Origin of the sequence: Sphingopyxis sp. HIX, from assembly GCF_001468285.1 — a bacterium.
Classification (GTDB): Bacteria; Pseudomonadota; Alphaproteobacteria; order Sphingomonadales; family Sphingomonadaceae; genus Sphingopyxis.
This window is the reverse complement of the sequence record NZ_LNSB01000006.1, coordinates 35,782-56,605: the sequence shown is the minus strand read 5'-3', so window position 1 is coordinate 56,605 and position 20,824 is coordinate 35,782. Positions and strand designations below refer to the sequence as shown.

Sequence of the window (20,824 nt, the reverse complement as noted above, 5' to 3'; positions counted from 1 at the left end):
TGGAGAATGCCGGTTGCGGGACAAGCGACCGCCACCAGCAAAAAAGAACATCGACCCCTAAACATTCCACGCGTGCGTCGGATTTGCATTTAACGGGGCGGGGCTTTCCAGGCGGCTGATTTGGGGGCGCCCTCCGCGAACGAGCATGCGGAGCGATAGATGGTTGCGATTTTCACGGGTGTCGGCGCGGGTTATACGCGGGGTTCGGGCAACCTTCTGGGTGGCGGCGGGCTGATCGGGTCCGGCAGCTTGGGCCGTGGCGGCGACAGCGTTTCGGTCAATGCCGCGACGGGCAATCTCTTGATCAGCCAGCAGGACGAGTTCCTGATCGGCAAGGGCCTCGATATCTCGATCGGTCGGACCTACAACAGCCTGGGCCAGGCGCACGACGGCGACAATGGCGACAATTGGCAGCAATCGACGACCCGCCGCGTATTCGGTCTTACCGGGACGCAAAATACCGCCGGGAGCACGATCAAGCGCCAGGGTGCCGATGGCGCCGTCATCACCTACACCTGGAACGCGACCAGATCGGCCTATGTGACGACGGACGGCGACGGCGCGCACGACGAGCTCAAGAAGGTCGGCGCGACCTGGGTCTGGACCGAGGGATCGACCCGCTTCACCGACACCTACAGCGCTGCCGGCACCGATAATTGGCGCATCACCAGCGCGACCGAAAAGGAGTATTTCGGGCTGACCTACAGCTATGTCGACGACAAGCTCGACAAGGTGACGACCGCCGACGGCGACTGGACCCAATATATCTGGTCGACCACGGGCAACAAAATCCTCAGTATCCTGACGGGATATACCGACCGGACGACGCCGACCCCCGTCGCCCGGACGCTCACGCGCACCCACTATACCTACGACGGATCGAACCGGCTGGAAAAGGTCAAGGTGGACCTCAGCCCGGGCGACAGCCTCATCACCGATGGCGCGACCTATGTCACGACATATGCCTATGTCCTGAATTCGAACCGCATCTCGTCGATCACCCAGACCGACGGGTCGGGCCTGACGATCGAATATGATGCGTCGGGCCGCGTGACGCGGCTCAGGGAAACGGTCGCGAGCGGCGTCGAGCGCGAAACCAACCTGGCCTATGGGGCCAGCAGTACGACGATCACCGGTCCCGACGGGCAGGTGACCGAGCTCAAATATGACGGCGGCAACCGGATCGATACCGCGGCCGCCAATTGGGGCGGAGCCGGGGTCACGAAGGAAGCGGCATCCGCGATCAACGGCGAGGCGGCGACCAGGCTGACCTCGTCGGTCGGCGCCAGCGCTTCCCACGTCGCGCCGACGGTCGGCAACGTCGCGGCCGGAACGACCGTGAAGTTCGCGGTGACGCTGCAGGCGGTGACCGGATCGGCGACGCAGCAGAGCGTGTCGCTGCTCGGCGGGACGAGCGGCAATGGCACCGACGTCGTCACCGCGCGGATCATCTCGGGTCCGGGGACGCTGTCCACCACGGCCAACGGCCTGTGGCACATCAGCGGCCTGTCGACGACCGAGGCGACGCGGATCGAGATCACGCGAACCTTCGCGCAGGCCGAAGAGGTCAAGGCGAATGTCCACGTCGATTATGTCGGCGGCGCGCGCGACGGGCAACAGCTGATCATGTCCGATGCGTCGGTCACCCTGGGCGCGGAATATGCGCGGACCCAGCGGCTGACGCAGATCACCGCGCCGCCGGTCGGGGGCGTGTCGCAGACCGTCAAATTCACCTATGACGCCAGCGGCAATGTCGCCAGCGTCGAGGATCCGGCGGGCAAGCTCACCACCTACACATACGACGCCAGCGGCAATGTGCTGACCGCCACCGACGCCAACCTCAACGTCGTCACGCGCACCTACAGCGCGAAGAACGAGCTGCTGACCGAGACGCGCACCGGTTCCGACAAGACGGGCGAAACGGTCAACCACACGACGCGCTACGTCTATAACTCGCTGTCGCAGCTTCGATACATCGTCAGCGCCGAGGGCCATGTCACCGAATATGAATGGTCGGGGGCCAATCAATATTGGACGACCGAATATCCGCAGCAGACCTATAACGTCACCGCACTCGCGGACAATGTCGCGATCACCGAAGCGCAGATGACGACGTGGCGAACCACGTTCAACAATACGCGTGACAAGATCGTGGTCGATCAGTTCGACGCGCGCGGCAATCTGACCAAGCGCACGCGCTACGGCAGCGGCATTGCCACTTGGGGCAACGGCTCGTTCGCCGAAGGCTATTCCGAAACCAGCTATGTCTACGATCAGGCCGGCCGGCTGCTGTCGACCTACGACAACGGCGTTCTCGCGCAGACCTACGTCTATGACGGGATGGGCCGCGTGGTCGCGTCGTCCAATCCGGCGAGCGGGGTCACGACGTACCGGTTCGACGACGCCAACACGACGACCCTCATCCATTACAGCAGCGGGCTGACCCAGACCCAGGTCTACAACAAGGCCGGCGACCTCCTCAGCGATACGACGTCGACCCCCGGTTACCAGCCGGCCGAACTGCTGTCGGATCTGACCGATTGGGGCACGACCCGCGTGACGCGCACCAGCGCCACGGCCATCGACGGCAAGCCCACCTATACCTATACGCTGGACGCCACCGGTAACGTCGGCGTCATTGCGAAGGGCATGTCGGTCGCCGCGGGCGAAACCGTGACCTGGCGTATCGCCGTAAAAGGGAATCCGAGCGACCAGCATCGTATCGGGATCAACGGCTCGGTGACCGGCTGGGGAACGCTGGCCGGCACGGACGCGTCCGCGGTGATCATCAGCGGGCCGGGCTCGATCACAAAGGCGGGTGGGCAGCCGAGCCTGCTGACCTTGACCGGCCTGTCGGAAACCCAGGAAACGATCATCGAGCTGCGGCGGACCTTTACGCAGGCCGAGGGGGTTTACGCCTATTTCTACGTCGGGGTGGGGACCAGTGTGCCTGCGGGCACGGCCGTTACCTTGGGCGCGACCAACCTCGTGCGGACGATCACCGATGGCGAGGAAGCGATCGCCTCGACGACGGCCTTTCGCTACGATGCGCTGGGCCGGGTGCGGATGATCACCGCGCCGCTGGGCGTCAATTCGACCGGCGACGCCACGGACTACAACAGCTTCATCCTGTACGACAACGCCGGCCGCAAGACCGCCGATATCGCCGCCGATGGCGGGGTGACCGAATATCGCTACGACGCGGCAGGACGGCTGGCGGCGACCATCGCCCGTGCGACGAAGCTGACTCCGACGCAGATGGCCAATCTTGCGACCGCTGGCGGCGACGTTCTGCTGGGAGCGTCGTCGATCGGTACCGGCTGGCCGGCCGCGTCCACGAGCGACGTCTGGAACTGGAACATCTACGACGACGGCGGCCGGCTGATCCAGTCGATCGACGGCAATGGCGGGGTCGTCGACTATGTCTACGACAACTCCAACCGCCTGATCCGGACGGTCGGCTATGCCGCGACGGTCTCGGTCGGGGGATTCAAGACCACGCTCCCGACGGCACGGCAGACCGTCACGGCCGGAGAAGACGATCGCGTTTCGCGCAATTTCTACGACCGCGATGGGCGGCTGGTCGGCACGCTCGATATCGACACTTATCTCACCGGTCCCGGCACGTACCGATATGAAGGCTATCTCAGCGAGATCAAATATGACCATGCCGGTCAGAAGGTCTCCGAGATCGCCTATTCGACCGAACTCACCGGTGCTTTGAAGACGCTCAGCTTCGACCAGCTTCTCGCCAGTGCGAACACCACCGCCACGACCAACCGCCGGACGCATCATGTCTACGACGGGCAGGGGCTGCTCCGCTATCAGGTCGACAGCCTCGGCTATGTCACGAGCTTCACTTACGATCTCGCGCAGCAACTGACATCGACGATCAGCCACAAGACCGCGATCACGATCGCTCCTGACGATGTCAACTATGCGACCGTCAAGGCCGCGGTCGCCCTGATCGTCAATGATGCGACCGATCGCGCAAGCTACTCGGTCTACAACAATCGAGGCCAGGTCGCCTATGCGATCGACGCCGGCGGGCTGGTGAGTGCCTTCACCTACGACGTCAGCGGCCGCGTCATCAAGGTCGTGCAGTTCGCGACGCTGCGCGCGACCTCGACGCTCCCGACGCTCGCGACGATGGCCAGCTGGGCCGCGGGCCAGGCGAGCAACACGTCGAACCGGATCAGCCGCACCTATTATTCGGCCGACGGGCTCGCCCGGTTCACGGTCGACGCCGAGGGCTATCGCACCGAGAATATCTTCGACGCCAATCGCAATCTCGTCTCGGTGACGCGGTCGGCCAATCCGGTGACCGTCACCGACAGCACGACGATCGATCAGCTCGACGCGATGGCGGCGGGCGCGGGGATCACCACCCTCTCGGCCTATGATCAGACCGGCCGGCTGCACACGGTGACCGACGCCGAGAACGGCATTACCCGCTATGACTATAACGCGCTCGGCCTGGTCGAGAAGGTCACCGATCCGCTCAGCCGCGCGAGCTACAATTATTACGATGCCGCGGGCCGGCTGGTAAAGACGCGCGACGCCGGGGACTATGTCACGGAAATCGGCTACAATGCCTTTGGCGAGGTGAAATTCACCAAGGGCTATTATAATAAGGGGACGGGCCCCGTAACCGCGCCGCCTTCGGTCGCCGCGGATAATTCGAAGGATATCGTCGCCTTCAATATCTACGACGACCTCGGCCGTCTGACCTACACGGTCGATGGCGAAAGCTACGTCACGCGGTCCTTCTACAATCGGTTCGGCGAGGTGGAGAAGGTCGTTCGCTATGCGACAACTTTCGCCACGACGGCGGCTACGACACTGACGAACCTGAACGACCATTTTGGCGAAGAAGCCGCTCCGATTCCGGGCTCGGCGGCGGTCACCAGCTTCACCTATGACAATGGCGGCCGCGTCCTGACGTCGAAGGACGCGATGGCGTATGAAGAAAAATATCAATATGACGGTTTCGGCAACCGTATATCGGTCGAGAACAAGCTGGGCGGCGTCACCATCTACGCTTACGACAAGCGCGGTCTTCTGATCTCGGAAACGCTGCCGATCTCGTCATACAATGCCAACGGCTCGGTGCAGGACGTGATCGTCAACAGCTATGCCTATGACGCGCTCGGCAATCGCACCCAGATGATCGAGGGCGTGGGGCTGAACGAAGCGCGCACGACGACCTACGAATATGACAGGCTGGGCCGCCTGAAAAAGACGATCGGTCAGGCGCGCACGGTGCTCGACCAGAGCGACCACGTCACCGAGACGACCGGCTTCACGCCGACCCAGACCTATGTCTACGACGCGGTCGGCAACGTCACCAGCGTGACCAACGCCGCGAACCAGCGCACCGTCTATTTCTACGACGATCTCGGCCGCAAGGTCGCCGAAATCGTCCAGGTCGAAAGGACAGGCTCGCCGCTCCAGGATCGCGGCACCTACACCCGCTACGTTTATGACGCCAACGGCAATATCACCAGCACCCGGGTCTACGACCCGCTGGTCATCGTGCCGGACAACGGCGGACCGGACACGGCGACGACGGCACCATCGAGCGCCTACCGCGAGACCCTGTTCGAATATGACAGTCTGAACCGCCTGACGAAGAGCTCGGTCGTGGCCGGTTCGGGCCTTCCCTTCAAGTCGGGCTCCTACAATGTGGTCTGGTCGGGCAACACGACGGCGATCGACCTGCTCTACGAATATGATGCGTTCGGCAATGTCGTGAAGACGATCGACGGCAATGGCCGCGCGACGTGGAATTTCTACGACGAGCTCGGCCGCAAGACGCAGCAGGTCGATGCGCTCAACTATCTGACGGCATGGACCTACGACGCCGAAGGCAATGTCCTGACCGAAAAGCGCTACTCCGTGCCGGGAGCGACCCCCAACAACAGCAGGACCCCGCCCGCGGCGCCCGGCGCCGACACCGCGATGCGCGAGACGGTCTTCACTTACGATGAAAACGGAAACCGGCTCAGCGAGACGCGCAAGTCGGTCACCATCTTCAAGGATGGGACCACGCCGACCACCGAGGATGTCGATGTCACGATCCGCTGGGAATATAACGGGCTAGGCCAGGTCACCCAGCGGAATGAAGCGACCGACGACTACACCAAGCTGAAGGGCGAGGTCGGCGACGAAAGCACCTATTATAGCTATGATGTCGGCGGACGGCTGACCCGGGAAGAGCGCGCGGCGTTCACCAGCCATCAATCGACCGTCGTCACCCCCACCGTGGATTACAGCTACAACGCGCTCGGCGACCTCGTCCGCACGGTCGCGGCGGGCGCAGGCGATGCCCAGCAGCGCGTCACCACCTACAGCTATGGCGCGGGCGGCCTGCTCGCGTCGATGACCGACGCCGAGAATTACGTCCATACCTATTCCTACGACCGGAACGGCACGCTGATCCGCGACGAATATAGCCGCTCGGACTCGCAGGATCAGTACAGGCTCAACGCCGTGCTGACCAAGGTCGACGCGCTCGGCCGCACGATCGAACAGTCGGTCGCGGCCTGGACCGGCACGGCCTGGGCCAAGGGCGACATCGCGGCCACCGAATATAATGCCTTCGGCGAGGTCAAGCGCAGCGGCATCAACGGCCTGTGGCAGACGGTGAACGAATATGACGCCGCGGGCCGCCTGTGGCGGACCAACGCCGGCGACGGCGTGTGGAAGATCTTCGGCCACGACAAGAACGGCAACCAGACCGTCGCGATCACGCTCGGCGGCACGGGCGAAAATTTCGCCACGTTCAGCCTCGACGACGCGCTGAACAAGGTTCTGCAGGAAAATGTCAACGCGACCTACACGGTTTACGACGCGCGCAACATGGCGACGAGCGTCGTCGAGGAGGGGCGCCGGGTGAAAGCGGGGACCGACCCCGACGCCGTCAAGACGATCACCACCAGCCGCGCCTACAACGCGTTCGGCGAGACGCTGACCGAAACCAACGCGCTCGGCGGTGTGACCACCTACGGCTACAATCGCGCCGGCCGCATGGTCCGGTCCGAAGGGCCCGCGGTCGCGATGACGCTCGAGAACGGCAAGGAGATCTGGGTCAAGCCGTCGCAGGATTTCCACTATGACAAGGCCGGACGCCTCGTCGCGCAGCACGACGCGAACGGCAGCTATGCCGAGACCGGCACCGATGCCGGCAATGCGACGAGCAAGACGGCGAATACGGGCAACCTCACCCGGCTCACCCTGCTCGCGGGTACCGGCTACAACGGCACCCAGGCGCTCGTCACCACGGAGCGCCAGGCCGACGACGGCGTCAAGCAGACCAAATATGACATCCACGGCGACGCCCGCACGCTGATCGCGCCGGCGCCGGAGCTCCGCACGACCGAGCAGGTCTTCGACCGGTTGGGCCGGCTGGTGCAGGTGACGCATCCCGGCGCGACCGGGCAGCGGCTGATCGACAGCTACAGCTACGACATCCTCGGCCAGCGGCTGAAGCACTGGAACAATTTCCTGGAGACGTCTCCCTCGGTTCCGGACGTGGAGACGACCGATTACGACATCCAGGGCCGGGTGATCGCGACGCGCAGCTTCGGCGGCGACGTCAGTTCGACGACCTATGCCTGGGACGCGAGCATCGCGGCGATCGCGGGCACCGTCACCGGCGGCTGGACCGAGACCGTACGGCTGTCGGACAGCGCGGCGAATCTCGCAGCGTCGATCTACAAGCAGTCGAGCGACAAGAGCGATATCTTCGGCCGCGTCGTCCAGAAGACCGACATGGGCAGCCATGTCACCAACTATGCCTATGACGCGGCGGGTCGGCAGATATCGGCGACGCTGGTCGCCAGCCCCAGCAACATCGTCACCAGCTTCACCTACTATAACACCGGCCAGCTCGCGACCAACAGCGGGCTCGCGGGCACCGCGACCTATGGCTATGACGTCGCGGGCAACCGGGCCAGCGAGACGCTCGTCAACGGCAGCGGCACCGTCAAGGCGATGGCTGCCAACTACGACGCGATGGGGCGGATGATCGCCTGGTCCGCGACGGGTACGACTACCACGCCGGCGGCCAGCACGACGACCAGATACGACGCCAACGGCAACATCCGCGCGACGCTCAGCCTGTATCGCGAGATCGACGCCTATGGCACCGCCGCCACGACCGACACGTCGAAGAACTACTGGTTCCTCTACGACACGATGAACCGCGTGGTTCGCGACCGCGGCACGCTCAGTGGCACCGCGGGCGCGGTCGGTACCACGATCGTCCGCGGCACCGACGGCACCGACTATCTCTACAATGACTCGGGCGACCGGGTGAGCTCGATCTCGACGCGGCCGGTGTGGGAGACGGTCTGGCATTCGCACCCCCAGCCCGGCGAGCCCGACGCTGGCTTTTACACCTGGGAACAGGTGGACGGCGTCTCGCAGGAAACCTTCACCTACGACGCATCGGGCCGGCTGTACCAGGTGCATGAGGCGGGGGTGATCCGGAGCGACTTCGCCTATGACAAGATGGGCCGGGTGACGCTGCAGCAGGACTTCGGCGGGATCGAGCGGGGTCCGGGCGGTCTGAGCTATTCGCGGGCGGTGACCTACAATGCCAAGGGGCAGGTGGCGTCGGACAATGTGATGACGCGGCGCGACCGCAACGAGGTCTACACGCCCGGCGCGACGGTGGTCAGCGACGAGTGGCGCAACATCACGACCTATGGCTATGGGTCGGGATCGAGCTATGCGCTGGGTTCGGTGCTGACGGCGACGGTGCAGGCGTATCGCAACGGCTTCGACACGGGCGCCTCGGGGGCGCCGGACACGTCGACGACGACGAGCTACGAATGGTGGGACGGGGCGGTCCAGACCTATATCACGCACGACAGCGACACGGGGTCGGGCAGCAACCCGATCTACAACACCGACCTTCAGCTGAACGGGCTGGGCCAGCTGGTCGCGGCCGAGGTCGACGACGGGGTCGCGCGCGACGTGACCTACAAGCTCGACGAGAACGGCCAGATCATCCGCCGCGACGAGACGCGCGAGTCGACGCCGAGCCAGGCGTCGCCGCACGAGATCTTCTACCGCTTCGCGGGCAAGCAGATGGGGATGATCGGCAACAACGGCACGTCGGACACGGGCTATAGCGAGAGCGTGGTCGAGCGCAGCGCCTATGACGAGCCGCCGACGTCGAGCAACGCGGGTCTGTTCCGCAACGGGAAGAAGACCGGCGCGTCCTTCTACGCCGACTTTGCGCAGAGCCTGACGCCGGCCAACAGCAATGCGCAGGGCAGCAGCGGCGGGACCTACACGGTGCGCGCGGGCGACACGCTGGCGACGATCGCGCAGATGCTCTACGGCGACGCGAACCTGTGGTACAAGATCGCCGAGGCGAACGGCCTGAGCAGCGGCAGCGCGCTGGTCGAAGGCATGGCGCTGACGCTCCCCGCCGGGGTGACCAAGAACACCCACAATGCGGAGACGTTCAAGCCCTACGACCCGATGGACGCCATCGGCGACCTCAGCCCCACCACGCCCAAGCCGCCGAAGAAGCCGAAATGTGCGCTGCTCAAGCAGATATTGGTCGCGGTGGTCGCGATCGCGGTGGTGGCGATAACGCAGCAATATCAGGTGTTCGCGGCGCTTGGCCCGGTGCTCAGCGGCGCGGCGGGGGCGGCGCTCGGCAGCGTGGTCAGCCAGGGCGCGGGCATCGCGCTCGGGGTCCAGGACGGGTTCAGCTGGAAGAGCGTCGGGCTCGCGGCGATCGGCGGCGCGATCAGCGGCGGCATAACCGGGCTGGGCGAAGCGGCGCAGGCAACGGCGGACGCCGGCAGAGCGCTGAGCGGCATCGACAAGTTCGCGATGGCGCTGAACGGCAACGGGATCGGCATGGCGGTGCTGCGCGGCGCGGGCAGCAACGCGCTGACGCAGGGTATCGGCCGCATCACCGGGCTGCAGTCGAAGTTCGACTTCGCGGGCGTCGCGGCGGCAGGCGCGGTGTCCGGGTTCGGGCAGTTCGTCGGCAACAACATCTCCGGCGCCGCGGAATACCACACCAGCGGCAAGATGGCGGGCTTCCTCAAGACGCCTGCGTCCACCGGCAACGCCATCGCCTCCAGCGCGGCGGGGGCCCTCGCGGGCGCGGCAACGCGCAGCGCGATCACGGGCGAGAATTTCGGCGACAATATCCTGCGCGTGCTGCCCGACGCGATCGGCAATGCGCTGGTCATGGCCGGGCGCTCGGTGCTGGCACGGCAGCTCGAGGATCCGGTTAGCGGTGGCGGAGGCGGCGAGCCTATCGTTGCGGGTGGCGGGCTGCGCGGCAACTCGACGATGCGGTTCGGCGCGAACGATCACTTCTACGGGCAGGACGGCGGGCTCGCCATGTCAGGCTATGGAGATTTTGACGCGGATAATCCAATCGACGTCTTTGCCAATAAGGTGGTCAGAACGATGCTGGGACATGCGGGCAGCGTGCTCGACATGTTCGGGTTCAAGAACAACTTATGGATTTTCCGGTGGCCCGAAACCACTTTGGGCTTGAGGCTCACCAACCCGCAGCCGCTGCCGAGCCAACAGTTCCGGCAGGTCGTCAGGGCACCATCGTCTCCGCGACCCGGATTGATATCGCGATACAAGTCGTGGATTAACAACATTACGCCGTCATTGCCGACCGATCTGATCGCCGCCCACCTGCCGGGCAGCCTCATATCTCAGGAAATGCGGGAGGGCGCGCCCCCGATCGCGCAGTCCATGGCCCAGCAACGGATAGTTCGGCAGACCGAATCCGGCGGTGTCGGTCTCCTCGCCTTTGGCCAGATCGAGGCCAATGGCGCCGCGGTCGGAGGCGCGGCATTGGGTCCTTTGGCCATGTTGCTACCGGATAAATGGACCAGCAAGCCCCACATCGCAGGCGGCCTCGCAATCGGTGGAACACTCTCGCCGTGGAACCTCGTTGGGGCGGGCGAGGCGGCGGTCGCACAGAGGGCTACAGGCGCGTTCAACCCGGCGATTGTGGCGGGTGGCAAGGGTCTTGGCATCTTTGCCGAGCGCGAGTTGACGATTAGCCCTAAGGGTCTGGATTTGGTGCGCACGCATCTTTCAAATCCGCTGTTTGAAGCCGATCCCCGCAACGTTGCGATGCTTCAAAGGCTGGAGACCGCGATGCAGTCAGGGCAAAAAGTATCCGGCGCAGACGCCATCTTTTATACGCATGAAGCGGCCGAGGCCACGAAGATGGCGCGCTTGGGAGGATACACCCAACCGAACTATGATCTCGCCCATGCCGCAACCTTGGACAAATATAACGTCTCTCCGTATAGCGTTTATCATCCTGATGTGATCCGAGCGAATCCGGCTCTGTCTAACAAGAACTGGTACGCCTTTTGGGGGATTTCGAAATGACCTGCCTACTTCTTCAGGGACAGGGCGCGACCAGAGTGCGAGTCTGGATAGATGAGCTTCCGAACCACGCTATGTTGCCACAAAGCTTAGAGGCTGAGCATCGCGTGGTTGCAAACGCGAGGGCTACGGCGCGAAGGAAATCAGCTGCGATCGAGGTGTTCAGAGCTTTCGGTGCATCGTTTCACTACGGCCTTTTAGGAGGTGTCTTTCAAGAAGGTAGTTCGTCAAACTTCGACTTTGTGATCCCTGTTGCGGACCCAAGCCCAGAAATATTGATACCAGATTCGCTTGCCGGAGGATTGGATCGAGTGCTGGTCGGTGGCGGTGATGAGTTCGCGAATGCTGTTATTTCTAGCATTGCGGAACTTGATCCGCGAACCCTCCCGTTAGGGCGTATGACGTTCACTTGTATGGCTCATGGGGAAATTGGATCAGCCCCAGCGGTGTTTAGCTCTCTGGCGCGTGCGACTATCCGCATGATGACTCGTGCTGAGGGCAGCACTTCCTTCGAGGACGCTATGAGCCTCCTAGCTGCCTAGGATCGCGATCCTATTGCCGCAGAAGGAAATTACGAAATTACGGTGACAGTTTACTAAAATTACGGTGCTAAAATTACGGTGACAGTTTACTAAACTCCTAAATTCCGACCATCGTCAGAACACGCTTTCCTAAAATATTCCGCTATGCTCCAAACTGATGGATGACCCATCAGCATCGCCTCGCCGAGTCGATACCGCCTGCTGGAAATTACGGTGACAGGTGCATAAACCCCTAAACCGATCCATTCCGGCGCCGACTGCCCTCTCGCCGGATTGATCCTTCGCTTGCCTTGCCCGAGACGGGCGCATGGCCAGACTGCCCCGCATCGTTCTTCCCGGGATCGCGCATCATGTCACCCAGCGCGGCAACCGGCGCGAGCGGACCTTTTTCGAGGATGGGGACTATGCCCTCTATCTCGATCTGCTCGCCGACGCGTCGCGAAGCGCGGGGGTCGAGATCTGGTCCTACTGCCTGATGCCCAATCATGTGCATATCATCGCGGTGCCGTCCGATGAGGATGGGCTGCGGCGGGTCTTCCGCCATGTTCACCGCCACTACACCGGCTATATCAACGCGCGCCTGCGCACGACGGGGCATTTGTGGCAGGGGCGGTTCAGCTCGGTCGCGATGGACGAGGCGCACCTGGTCGCGGCCCTGCGCTATGTCGCGCTCAATCCCGTTCGGGCGAAGCTTGTGAAGACGGCAAGCGACTGGCAATGGTCGAGCAGCCGGGCGCTTTGCGGCGCAGAGGACGACGGCATCGTCATCGTCGCACCGGTGCTGGAACGGGTAGGGGATTTTACGGCCTTTCTGGACGAGGCCTTCGACGAAGCCTTCACTTACGCCGCCCTCCGCAAGGCGGAGCGTATCGGCCGACCGGTCGGTTCGTTGCAGTGGCTCGAGGATATGGAAGCGAAGACGGGCCGCACGCTCAAACCACAGAAGCGCGGGCCTCGGCCGCAGAGTATTTAGGGGTTATTGCACCTGTCACCGTAATTCCAGAGCAATCTGGATGTCCTACGAATTATCGAGCTCGCGAAATGACTGATATGAACATGCTTAAGCCGAAGCTAATTTCTGCGGTAGTGCCGTGGTCCGTGGCCACCTCGGCTCCATATTTGGACGTAGGACTTACCAGCGACGGCAGGCTGGACTGGGTCTCTTTCATTGCTTATTTCAAGCTTGCGGATCGGGGTGACGCCGATGGTTCACCGTCGATCACGGTTGTCCACCCACCTGGCCCCTTCAGGGCAAGTCCAAAGGCGATTGAAGCGCCTTATCGGCTGGTCCGCATTAAGTTTGACAACGCCCAAGCCATGCGTCGGCAGGCGGCGGCGTCCGATCATGAGGTCATTCCTGAAGACGAGTTCGACTGGAGCGGTGTACCTGGCGCACTACGTCCCGGCGAAGACGTTCTTGCAAACATGAAGAGGACTACTGAATATTGGGTTGTTTCGAGTACATCGCCTGATCCGGGTTTTTATGAGGTGCATAATTCATCGTGGCTGGATGAATCGGGGTCGTCCAACGGACGTCTCCATCACTACATAATTGTGGGACAAGACGAGTATATCGAAATTTCTGCTACCGGTTGGGATTGGGAAAGCGGACAGGCGGTTTAATGAATTAGGAATTACGGTGACAGTTTACTGAGAATTGCGGTGACAGTTTACTGAACTCCTAAATTCCGACCATCGTCAAAAACCTCTTTCCTAAAATATCCCGCTATGCTCCAAACTGATGGATGACCCATCAGCATCGCCTCGCCGAGTCGATACCGCCTACTGCGGCCGCCGAGGCCACACGGCGGTCCTGCAGGGATGCGCACGGCAAGCCCAAAGCGACAGAGGCGACATTTTCGATACGTGCATGCGGGGCAATCTTCACGGCCTCCGCGTCGTCGTTATGCGTGAAGATAGCATTGTTCCGCATGGCGGCTCCGGCCGAAAGGTGGTGCCCAATCCCTCCCGCGCGGTCGTCGCGCGCGCCAGTCCGGCACGGGATCGCCACGGGGCTGAACTTCCCTGAACTTTGGAACGCGGCGCCCGCCGTCAAAGACCCTCCCGCGCGCCCTTCGACAAGCTGAGGACAGGCCCGGTCGCGCGCCCGCGGCACAGCTCCCGCCGCGGCTGGTCTCCGCGATTGCCCTTCTCCCGAAAACGCAGCGAAGCTTCATCCGGAAAGGAGGCTCCTGACCTGAATCGCGAATGAAGTTGCGCAGTTTTCCGCGGCTTCCGCATCGCCCTTCGAAACCTTCACCTACGACGCATCGGGCCGGCTGTACCAGGTGCATGAGGCGGGGGTGATCCGGAGCGACTTCGCCTATGACAAGATGGGCCGGGTGACGCTGCAGCAGGACTTTGGCGGGATCGAGCGGGGTCCGGGCGGTCTGAGCTATTCGCGGGCGGTGACCTACAATGCCAAGGGGCAGGTGGCGTCGGACAATGTGATGACGCGGCGCGACCGCAACGAGGTCTACACGCCCGGCGCGACGGTGGTCAGCGACGAGTGGCGCAACATCACGACCTATGGCTATGGGTCTGGATCGAGCTATGCGCTGGGTTCGGTGCTGACGGCGACGGTGCAGGCGTATCGCAACGGCTTCGACACGGGCGCCTCGGGGGCGCCGGACACGTCGACGACGACGAGCTACGAATGGTGGGACGGGGCGGTCCAGACCTATATCACGCACGACAGCGACACGGGGTCGGGCAGCAACCCGATCTACAACACCGACCTTCAGCTGAACGGGCTGGGCCAGCTGGTCGCGGCCGAGGTCGACGACGGGGTCGCGCGCGACGTGACCTACAAGCTCGACGAGAACGGCCAGATCATCCGCCGCGACGAGACGCGCGAGTCGACGCCGAGCCAGGCGTCGCCGCACGAGATCTTCTACCGCTTCGCGGGCAAGCAGATGGGGATGATCGGCAACAACGGCACGTCGGACACGGGCTATAGCGAGAGCGTGGTCGAGCGCAGCGCCTATGACGAGCCGCCGACGTCGAGCAACGCGGGTCTGTTCCGCAACGGGAAGAAGACCGGCGCGTCCTTCTACGCCGACTTTGCGCAGAGCCTGACGCCGGCCAACAGCAATGCGCAGGGCTCGAGCGGTGGCAGCTACACGGTGCGCGCGGGCGACACGCTCGCGACGATCGCGCAGATGCTCTACGGCGACGCGAACCTGTGGTACAAGATCGCCGAGGCCAACGGCCTGAGCAGCGGCAGCGCGCTGGTCGAGGGCATGGCGCTGACGCTCCCCGCCGGGGTGACCAAGAACACCCACAATGCGGAGACGTTCAAGCCCTACGACCCGATGGACGCCATCGGCGACCTCAGCCCCACCACGCCCAAGCCGCCGAAGAAGCCGAAATGCGCGATGCTGAAGATGATCCTGGTCGCGGTGGTCGCGATCGGGGTTGCGGCGTGGCTCGGGCCGCAGATGATCGGCGCGGCGCAAGGCTTGTTCGCTGGGGGCGCTACTGCAGGTGGAGCCGTCGCCGGCGGCGCGGTCGCCGGTGGCGCGGTTGTAGGCGGGGCTGGTATCGGGGCGGGTATTGCCGGCTTGGGCGCCGGCGCAGGCCTTGTCACCGCCGGGATCAGCACGGCAACGATCGCCGGTGCGGTGGTCGGCGGCGCGATCACCGGCGTGATCGCATCGGCGGTATCGCAGGGCGTCGGCATCGCGATCGGCGCGCAGAACGGGTTCAGCTGGAAGGGTGTCGGGCTGTCGGCGCTGGGCGGTGGTATCGGCGCCGGTGCCGGCGCCGCCAACCTGTTCGGCAGCGGGACCGGCGCGGCGATCGGCCGCGGCATCGCCACCAGCGCACTGACGCAGGGCATTGGCCGTGTCACCGGCCTGCAGAGCAAGTTCGATTTCGCGGGCGTCGCGGCGGCAGGTGTGAATGCGGGCGTCTCGAGCTTCGTCGACGCCCGCACCGGGTCGCTGGGGAACTTCGAGCGTGACGTCGTGTCGAGCACCGCTGCCGGCCTCGCCAGTGCAGCAACGCGCAGTGCGATCACCGGCAACAGCTTCGGCGACAGCCTCCGCGCCGCCATCCCCGACATCATCGGGCAGGTGCTCGGCAATGCCGGTGCCCGGGGCGCCGCCGCGCTGGCGCGATCCGTATCGGCCAGCGCGACCGCACGGCCGTCGGAGGGAGGCGGGACCTCGACAGGAGCGCATGCCGAGGACGCCGTCGCTTATGGCGGCGCGTTCGATGCTGATGGGTTCAACAACGAGCTTATTCAGTCGAGCCTGCTCGGGTTCGGGAGCAGGGCGCCAGCAAGCGTGACAAGCCACGGAATAGCTCCGGGAGGCGATGACGGCCAATATGATGGAGAAATCATCGTCGTCGAAGCCGGTCGGCATATGAAGGCGCTGCTGAGCCGGCAGCAGATGGGCGACGCAGGATTTCTGGAATACGAGCGGTTAACTGGCGGCACGAACTCGCATTATTTGGCGCATAAGTTCCAGAATAGAACGTCTTCCGCCAGTTCACGGGGGCATGTCACGACGACGCCTCGCCCTTCGCGCGGCTTTTGGGGAACGATGGCCGATCTGTTTCCGCTTGTTAGCAACACGCTTGAGGCTGGTTATCTTCACCAGAAAATCCGCTTCGGCGGAGGAGACGCACAGACATTGCGCGACTTCCACCGTGCCAGTACCGCCACCGCTGACGGCTGGACTGGCGTCGCCCAAGGTCTGTATTCCTTGGCCACCGACTTCGCCATGATGCGGTACAACCCCGTGCTTGCATCGCAGACGGGTGTGAATGATCGTATGATCGCCCGCGGAGGAGCGATGGTAGATGGCTTGAAACGCGTTCCGGGAAATCTCCTGATCGGATTTGGCGGCTTGGCCGACGTTGCGATCACCGGACGAGGCTCGGCCTCGGAATACGCGGCCTATGCCGTGACGGGAACGATCGAAGCGGGTTCGATAGCCTTCCCTCTCACCAGAACGCGCAGCTTGGCGCCTGTCGGCGCCGCAGAAGCAATAGGGCCGCGCATCATAGAAGGGATTGATGCGAGCATCCTCGATCGTTCGCACTCGATTGGGGGAGCCCGTTCCATTAGGAACGTCAACGAAATTTCCGATATCATGCGCAAGGATGGATACGCTTTCGACCCAATTGATGTTATCGAACACGATGGGGGAATGATCATCGTTGATGGACACCACAGGGCAGCCGCTGCGATGCGCACCAACACTCCCGTGAATGTGCGCGTTGTTGGGCCGGATAGTTTCCCCATGGGGTCTGGTGGTTGGCAGTCCGTTGACGAAGTCATTTTGGGCTCGCAAACGGTTGGACCTAATCGATTGAATGCTCCTGGACGACGGCGGTGACTATGCTTGTGGAACTGATAAATGACTACATGGAGGCCGTGGAGAAGGCTCTCACGATGTTTGAAAAGACATTTGGCAGGCGAGACCTGATTAAGGCTTGGCGTGAAGGCACGATACCGCAGACTGGGGAACTATCGGGAGGAGTAGAGTATCAGATGCACGGGATAGGCTGTTGGGTGAATCTTCCCGAGGGCGAGGTCGATTTCGATTTTGCTTACAGCAATCATGTCGGTTTCGATACTTGGCGCCTGTGGTCGTACGCGAAGCACTCTCAGAATCGCTATCCGGATTATCAGAATCAAGCAGACATCGAGCGCGCATTGGCCGATGCGTCGGCAGCAGGTGTGATTGAACCTTTTGAGAACTATCCGCGCTTACTGCGACTAACAGAAATGAAGTCGGCGTAAAGCAAGGGAATTACGGGAATTACGTTGACAGGTGCATAAACCCCTCAATTACGGTGACAGTTTACTGGGTTACGGTGTGGGTTACGGTGACAGTTTAGGGTTACGGGGTTACGGTGACAGTTTACTCAATCCCCAATTGCTCCGGACCGGAGCCATCTGTGGTGGCCATGGATTGACGATCTGATGCCGCCGCGAACAATGCGCCTATGGCCCGGCTTCCCCGCATCGTCCTTCCCGGCATTCCGCATCATGTGACGCAGCGGGGTAATCGGCGCGAGCGGACGTTCTTCGAGGATGGAGACTATGCGCTCTACCTGGACCTTCTCGCCGACGCGGCGCTTCGGGCGCATGCCGACATCTGGTCCTACTGCCTGATGCCGAACCATGTGCACATCGTCCTGGTACCGCACGACGAGGATGGGCTGCGCCGGACGTTCGGCGACCTGCACCGCCGTTACACCGGCTATATCAACGCCCGAATGCGGACGACCGGGCATCTGTGGCAGGGGCGGTTCGGTTCGGTCGCGATGGATGAGGTGCATCTGGTCGCGGCGCTTCGCTATGTCGCGCTCAATCCGGTTCGCGCGGGGCTGGTCAAGCGCGCGATCGACTGGCGCTGGTCGAGCACGCGCGCCCTGTGCGAGAGGGAAGGCGACGCTTTGGTCAAAGTCGAACCCGCGTTGGAGCGCGTTGGCGATTTTGCGGCCTTTCTCGACGAAGACTTCGATGAGGCTTTCACCTATGCTGCGCTACGAAAGGCAGAGACTATCGGCCGTCCGGTGGGCTCGCCCGAATGGCTCGACGATATGGAGGTGCGCACTGGGATTCCTCTCAAACCGAAGAGGCGTGGCCCAAAGGGCGGCTTTCATTTGGGGATTAAGTAAACTGTCACCGTAATTCCTTGTCGCTTATGTTCTCGCCGCTGATCGCGATGAGTGCTGGCGCCGGCGGGCTATTGGGATGGGGAGGCGCAGGCCTCCAGACCAATCGCACGGCCCAGGCGGTGATTTCCGCGGGGGTGCAATATGATACGGTATCGCCATTGGGGCACGTCGTTCCAGGCGGCGATACAACTGTAGTCTGGACCGAAATTGCGACCGGCGGATATGGCCTTGTGCGGGGCGGGATGGGCGCATATTCTGCCCTGCGTTCGGGTAGGGTCGTAGAAAATGCAAGTGCAGCAGCCGCCCCGCTTCGGGATGGGGTCGATCATGAAGCCGCGCGATTAGCTCAATTAGGGATTCCCAAGAACAATGTCGTTTGGCGGCCGACGCAAGCCGACTTCGATAGCGCAGCGTTTAAAGTTATTGTAGGAAAGCCGAAATTTACAAGCAGTGGGTTGCCAAAAGGTACGATCTTTGATGGCGCGACGGGCGGAAATTTGGAGATCAAAGGTGGCGCTAGTATGTTGGATTCGAGCTATCAGCTTAGGCTTCAAACCTACCGTTCTTTGAAAACGAACACGCCCTTTACAATCGAAACCACCCGCCCCATCAATCCGGCTTTCAAAAGCTGGTTGGATCGATGGGGTGTTTCGGTAGCGAGACCGAAATGATAAGTGGTACGAACGCTAACCTCAGAAGGAATGGGCTGTGGAATTTATGATGACGAAGCGGCACGTCGCGAGGGGCGCGCGCGCCGATGCGGAAGTAAATAATAGAATGTATCTAATTAAGAATGTGTCTGAAATGAGGGCGACTTATCAGGTTAGGATTCTTCTTTATCGAGCGATGCAAGAGGGCATGAAACTGGTTTTAGATCTTCCGAAAGACTGTAGGTTGAGTGATAATTTGAAGGCTTTGGCAAAAGAGCATCGTCGCCATTTTGAAATTACGAGGAACTGATGGGACTTTATCTGGCGGTCTTTGATGGCGAAGAGGAGCTGGATGGCGTTGAGGTCGGTTCATATGCTGACTTCGGAACGTTTCGCTCTGCCGTCGCAACGCACATAGAAGGGGGCGTTGAGGGGTCGAGGTGTCCGACGCTCATGCTGCATTCCGACTGCGACGGGCAGTGGTCGCCTGAAGAGGCTGGCTTATTGCAAGCGGAGCTATCGGTGATCGCCGAAAGCTTCTTGGAGCTACCCACTGAGCTTCTTGATCATGGTTGGAAACCTGAGGTTGCCCAGATGTTCGGGCTTCGGCTGAATAGCCTTTATGACTGTTTTTTTGATGTAGACGGCGAGCCTCTCGTGGATCGTTTAATGGGATTGGCTCAACTGAGTATGCAGCGGAATCTTCCGATTTTGTTCCAATGAGGAATTACGGTGACAGAATTACGAATTACGAATTACGGTGACGAATTACGGTGACACGAATTACGGTGACAGTTTACTAAACTCCTAAATTCCGACCATCGTCAAAAACCTCTTTCCTAAAATATTCCGCTATGCTCCAAGCTGATGGATGATCCATCAGCATCGCCTCGCCGAGTCGACACTGCCTGCTACGGCCGCCAACGCCGCATGGCGGTCCGTTGGGGATGCGCAGGGCAAGCCCAAAGCGACAAAGGCGACATTTTCGATACGTGCATGCGGGGCGATCTTCACGGCCTCCGCGTCGTCGTTATGCGTGAAGATAGCATTGTTCCGCATGGCGGCTCCGGCCGAAAGGCGGTGCCCGATCCCTCCCGCGCCGTCGTCGCGCGCGCCAGTCCGGCACGGGATCGCCACAGGGCTGACCTTCCCTGAACTTTGGAACGCGGCGCCAGCCGCCAACGATCCCGAGCCACGCCGAAGTAGACGCTATTTATGCGCTCCACCCACCGCACCGCCATTGACTCCGCGGCCGCCTTCGTCTGTCTCGATTCATGGTTAACGCCGCGCGAATCGCGGCTTTCGGGGCGATGACGGGGGACAGGTGGAACAGGGGCAGGCGCTCGATTTGCTCGACCAGATGCTGTGGAACGCGGTGCTGCTGGCGCTGCCGGTGCTGCTCGCGACGCTGGTGGTCGGGCTGATCATCTCGATCTTCCAGGTCGCGACGCAGATCCAGGAGATGACGCTCTCCTATGTGCCCAAGATCCTGACCGCGGCGTTCCTGCTGATCGCGCTCGGGCCGTGGATGCTCGGCCGGCTCACCGACTGGGCGCGCGAGCTCTACCTCTCGATCCCGACGCTGGCGCAATAGGCGGG

9 protein-coding genes are annotated in these 20,824 nt (G+C 62.3%); all 9 read left to right on the top strand.

What is annotated here, in order from left to right; translation table 11 throughout:
• Positions 1 to 159 precede the first annotated feature (159 nt).
• The 9 genes from ATE62_RS04450 to fliQ all read left to right on the top strand — a co-directional run bounded on the left by ATE62_RS04450 (position 160) and on the right by fliQ (position 20,819).
• Complete coding sequence (locus ATE62_RS04450) at positions 160 to 11,397, top strand: DUF6531 domain-containing protein (RefSeq protein ID WP_058807117.1); 11,238 nt, start codon at positions 160 to 162, stop codon at positions 11,395 to 11,397.
• An 846-nt stretch (positions 11,398 to 12,243) separates the two neighbouring features.
• Positions 12,244 to 12,909: a transposase gene (locus ATE62_RS04445; RefSeq protein WP_058807118.1), complete on the top strand. Its 666-nt coding sequence runs from the start codon at positions 12,244 to 12,246 to the stop codon at positions 12,907 to 12,909.
• Positions 12,910 to 12,977: 68 nt separating this feature from the next.
• A complete protein-coding gene (locus ATE62_RS23160) occupies positions 12,978 to 13,559 on the top strand; it encodes a hypothetical protein (protein ID WP_156420448.1) in 582 nt (193 codons plus the stop codon).
• Between the two features lie 680 nt (positions 13,560 to 14,239).
• Positions 14,240 to 17,284 (top strand): LysM peptidoglycan-binding domain-containing protein, encoded by a 3,045-nt coding sequence (locus tag ATE62_RS04440; RefSeq protein ID WP_156420449.1) that lies wholly within the window; start codon positions 14,240 to 14,242, stop codon positions 17,282 to 17,284.
• 8 nt (positions 17,285 to 17,292) lie between these two features.
• Positions 17,293 to 17,691 carry a DUF6896 domain-containing protein gene (locus tag ATE62_RS04435; protein ID WP_156420450.1) on the top strand — a complete coding sequence of 133 codons (399 nt, stop codon included), beginning with the start codon at positions 17,293 to 17,295 and terminating at the stop codon, positions 17,689 to 17,691.
• 206 nt (positions 17,692 to 17,897) lie between these two features.
• Positions 17,898 to 18,575 (top strand): transposase, encoded by a 678-nt coding sequence (locus ATE62_RS04430; protein ID WP_058807121.1) that lies wholly within the window; start codon positions 17,898 to 17,900, stop codon positions 18,573 to 18,575.
• Positions 18,576 to 18,601: 26 nt separating this feature from the next.
• Positions 18,602 to 19,246: a hypothetical protein gene (locus tag ATE62_RS23155; protein ID WP_156420451.1), complete on the top strand. Its 645-nt coding sequence runs from the start codon at positions 18,602 to 18,604 to the stop codon at positions 19,244 to 19,246.
• 288 nt (positions 19,247 to 19,534) lie between these two features.
• Positions 19,535 to 19,948: an Imm70 family immunity protein gene (locus tag ATE62_RS04425; RefSeq protein ID WP_058807122.1), complete on the top strand. Its 414-nt coding sequence runs from the start codon at positions 19,535 to 19,537 to the stop codon at positions 19,946 to 19,948.
• Positions 19,949 to 20,549: 601 nt separating this feature from the next.
• A complete protein-coding gene (gene fliQ, locus ATE62_RS04420; RefSeq protein WP_058807123.1) occupies positions 20,550 to 20,819 on the top strand; it encodes a flagellar biosynthesis protein FliQ in 270 nt (89 codons plus the stop codon).
• Positions 20,820 to 20,824 lie beyond the last annotated feature (5 nt).

Excerpts from the sequence above, each read along its gene's own strand:
- ATE62_RS23160 (WP_156420448.1), top strand. The coding sequence starts at position 12,978 with ATGACTGATATGAACATGCTTAAGCCGAAGCTAATTTCTGCGGTAGTG.
- ATE62_RS04445 (WP_058807118.1), top strand. The coding sequence starts at position 12,244 with ATGGCCAGACTGCCCCGCATCGTTCTTCCCGGGATCGCGCATCATGTC.
- ATE62_RS04430 (WP_058807121.1), top strand. The coding sequence starts at position 17,898 with ATGGCCCGGCTTCCCCGCATCGTCCTTCCCGGCATTCCGCATCATGTG.
- ATE62_RS04450 (WP_058807117.1), top strand. The coding sequence starts at position 160 with ATGGTTGCGATTTTCACGGGTGTCGGCGCGGGTTATACGCGGGGTTCG.
- ATE62_RS04425 (WP_058807122.1), top strand. The coding sequence starts at position 19,535 with ATGGGACTTTATCTGGCGGTCTTTGATGGCGAAGAGGAGCTGGATGGC.
- ATE62_RS23155 (WP_156420451.1), top strand. The coding sequence starts at position 18,602 with ATGTTCTCGCCGCTGATCGCGATGAGTGCTGGCGCCGGCGGGCTATTG.